2 protein-coding genes are annotated in these 2,805 nt (G+C 61.2%); both read left to right on the top strand.

Annotated features, from left to right (window positions below; translation table 11 throughout):
• Window positions 1-257 precede the first annotated feature (257 nt).
• Entirely contained in the window at window positions 258-1,808 is a 1,551-nt protein-coding gene (gene istA / locus BKP54_RS34630) for an IS21 family transposase (protein WP_025428901.1), read from the top strand.
• Window positions 1,809-1,819: 11 nt separating this feature from the next.
• Window positions 1,820-2,596, top strand: coding sequence for an IS21-like element ISRsp2 family helper ATPase IstB (gene istB, locus BKP54_RS34635; RefSeq protein WP_025428902.1), 777 nt, complete (start codon window positions 1,820-1,822; stop codon window positions 2,594-2,596).
• Window positions 2,597-2,805: the final 209 nt, after the last annotated feature.

Here is a 2,805-nt window from a genome sequence, read left to right on the forward strand (position 1 = left end):
TGCATCCGCACGAGCATGGAGAGCTTCTCTTCTTCGCTAAATCTCGGCTTTCTTCCAACCATTTCCAGTTCCTGTATTCGAGAAACTGTCCGCTACTTAATATGTCTCAGTTGAGGGGTGCATTCCACCGTTTTCAGTAATTCCCGGACAGTGATTCCGCTAAATCCCGGACAGTTTTCCGGCGGCGGTTTGGCGGTTGGTTCGCGGCTGCGCCGTCTTGTTGGTTAAGCCTCTCACGACAACGTTGAGAGGGGCCGATGGCGAGACGGAAGCAAGCAAGACGAACGACAGTGAGGGATATCCGGACGATTCTGCGCCTGACCCACGAAGAGGGTCTTTCGGTGCGCGAGATTGCCGAGCGGCTGAAGATCGGCAAGAGCTCGGTATCGACCTATTTGCTTCGAGCTCGGGAGGCCGGGCTTTCGTGGCCGTTGCCAGTCGGCGCGGACGAGGATGCAAAGCTGGAGCGGCGGCTGTTCGGCCGAGCCGGTCGACCGCCGCGCGATCTCAGCGAGCCGGACTGGGCGGTGGTGGTTCGGGAGCTGAAGCGCAAAGGGGTGACGCTGACGCTTCTATGGCAGGAATACCGTGCCAACCATCCCGATGGTTACGGCTTCACGTGGTTCTGCGAGCAGGTTGCCGCCTTTAGGCAGCGCACGAGTGTAGCGTTCCGCAATCGGCACGCGGCGGGCGCCGTGATGCAGACGGACTATGCCGGGCCGACGATGCCGGTGATCGATCCGGCGACCGGTGTCATCCATCCGGCCCAAATCTTTGTCGCGGTGCTGGGCGCCTCCAACCTGACCTTCGCCCATGCCAGCTTTAGCCAGCAGTTGCCGGATTGGATCGACGGCCAGGTGCGTGCTCTGACCTTCTATGGTGGGGTCACCAAGGCAATCGTGTGCGACAACCTCAAATCGGGGGTGGCCAAGGCCCTTTGGTTCGAGCCGACGTTGACTGCGACGTTCGCCGCCATGGCGGAGCATTACGACACCACGATCCTGCCGACACGCAGCAGGAAACCGCGCGACAAAGGCCGGGTCGAAGGCGCGGTGCTGATCGTGGAACGCTGGATTCTGGCCCGGCTCAGGAACCGCACCTTCTTCTCGCTTGCCGCCCTCAACACGGCGATTGCCGAATTGCTCGAGGAGCTGAACAACCGGACGATGCGCCACGTCGGCAAAAGTCGCCGCGAACTGTTCGAGGAGATCGAGCGGGCAGCATTGAAGCCTTTGCCGGTGATGCCGTTCGAATATGCGGAATGGAAGTCGGCGAAGGTTCACCCGGACTATCATGTCGAGGTCGACAAGACCTTCTACTCTGTGCCGCATCGACTGATCGGATGCACCCTGCAGGTGCGGCTCACCCACCGGGTAGTCGAGATCTTCCACGATCACCAGCGTGTCGCCAGCCATGTCCGCCGCTCCCAGCGTTCCGGCCACGTTACCATCAACGACCATATGCCCAAGGCACATCAGCGCTATGCCAACACCACGCCGGCCAATCTGATCGGCCGTGCGACCCAGATCGGCCCCAATGCCGCCATCCTGGTCGAACGCATGATGCGCGACAGGCCGCATCCGGAACAGGGATACCGCTCGGCCATGGGCATTCTGTCGCTGGCCCCGCGCTATGGATCGCAGCGCCTCGATGCGGCCTGTGAGCGGGCGCTCACCATCAATGCCGTCACCTATTCCTCCGTCGCCTCCATCCTCAAATCCGGCCTCGACCGGGAAAGACCGCAGGCTGAACATGCGGCCCCCACGCCTGCGCATACCAATATCCGTGGCCGATCCTACTATCAGTGAAGGAAGCAAGAATGCTGACAAACCCCACCCTCGACCAGATGCAGGCCCTCGGGCTGACGGGCATGGCCGCCGCCTGGCGCGAATTGACCGAGCAGTCCGGCACCAATGAGCTCAGCCGCGATGAGTGGCTCGGCCTGATGCTCGACCGCGAAGTCGCCCTGCGCGCCGACAAGCGAATCCGTAACCGGCTCGCCTCCGCCAAGCTACGCTTTGCCCAGGCCTGTATCGAAGATATCGACTTCGCCGCTGCCCGCGGTCTCGACCGGCGCAACACCATGGCGCTGGCCCAGGGGCAATGGCTCACCGCCCATGAGGGCCTGATCATCACCGGCCACACCGGCACCGGCAAGTCATGGTTGGCCTGCGCCTTCGGCAGGCAAGCGGCAAGGCTCGGTCACTCCGTCCTCTATGTGCGCGTGCCGCGCATGTTCGAGGATCTCGCGCTTGCCCGCCTCGATGGCTCTTTCCCTCGCCTCATCGACAAGCTCACCCGCGTCCAGCTCCTCATCCTCGATGACTTTGGAACACATGCGCTCTCCGATCAGCAGCGCTTCCACCTCTTCGAAATCGTCGAGGAGCGCTATCAGAGAAAATCCACCCTGATCACAGCCCAAGTCCCCGTGGCAAGCTGGCACGACCTTATTGCCGACAGCACCGTCGCCGACGCCATACTCGACCGCATCGTACACAATGCTCACCGCATCACCCTCCGGGGCGAGAGCATGCGAAAGCAAAAAAGCGCTCCCCTCTTGACGGCTGTGGAAAACGGCGAAATCAATCAACCCTGATGGTAACCAGGCTGCCGAGGACCAACCTCGTCAAACTGTCCGGACTTTAGTGAAAGCGCTGTCCGGGATTTAGCGGAATCAATGGAATGCACCCCTACAGTGAGACAGAGAAATTGCAGGACAATTGCCGGCTTGTGAGTTCAGGTACGGCACTTGCGTGCGACGACGATAAGGACTGTTCGTATTCCTCCGGGGTGAGGTAATCGAGC

The sequence above is a fragment of the Ensifer sp. 1H6 genome (genome assembly GCF_001976035.1).
Classification (GTDB): domain Bacteria; phylum Pseudomonadota; class Alphaproteobacteria; order Rhizobiales; family Rhizobiaceae; genus Ensifer; species Ensifer canadensis.

Bases quoted from the DNA above. Each gene is read 5' to 3' on its own strand.
- istA (WP_025428901.1), top strand. From the start codon at position 258: ATGGCGAGACGGAAGCAAGCAAGACGAACGACAGTGAGGGATATCCGG.
- istB (WP_025428902.1), top strand. From the start codon at position 1,820: ATGCTGACAAACCCCACCCTCGACCAGATGCAGGCCCTCGGGCTGACG.